A 630-nucleotide genomic window follows, 5' to 3' on the forward strand; every position below is an offset into this window, starting at 1 on the left:
TCCTTGAAATACCACCCTTTAATGGCTGGTGTTCTAACGTAGACCCGTGATCCGGGTTGCGGACAGTGTCTGGTGGGTAGTTTGACTGGGGCGGTCTCCTCCCAAAGAGTAACGGAGGAGCACGAAGGTTAGCTAATCCTGGTCGGACATCAGGAGGTTAGTGCAATGGCATAAGCTAGCTTGACTGCGAGAGTGACGGCTCGAGCAGGTGCGAAAGCAGGTCATAGTGATCCGGTGGTTCTGAATGGAAGGGCCATCGCTCAACGGATAAAAGGTACTCCGGGGATAACAGGCTGATACCGCCCAAGAGTTCATATCGACGGCGGTGTTTGGCACCTCGATGTCGGCTCATCACATCCTGGGGCTGAAGTAGGTCCCAAGGGTATGGCTGTTCGCCATTTAAAGTGGTACGCGAGCTGGGTTTAGAACGTCGTGAGACAGTTCGGTCCCTATCTGCCGTGGGCGCTGGAGAATTGAGGGGGGCTGCTCCTAGTACGAGAGGACCGGAGTGGACGCATCACTGGTGTTCGGGTTGTCATGCCAATGGCACTGCCCGGTAGCTAAATGCGGAAAAGATAAGTGCTGAAAGCATCTAAGCACGAAACTTGCCCCGAGATGAGTTCTCCCTGA

At 54.4% G+C, this 630-nt stretch carries 1 rRNA gene; it reads left to right on the forward strand.

The annotated features are described in order from the left end of the window. Nucleotides 1-630 (forward strand): 23S ribosomal RNA (locus DOU50_RS00150); the annotation flags it as partial.

The organism is Enterobacter sp. C6 (genome assembly GCF_008122455.1).
Classification (GTDB): Bacteria; Pseudomonadota; Gammaproteobacteria; order Enterobacterales; family Enterobacteriaceae; genus Enterobacter; species Enterobacter pseudoroggenkampii.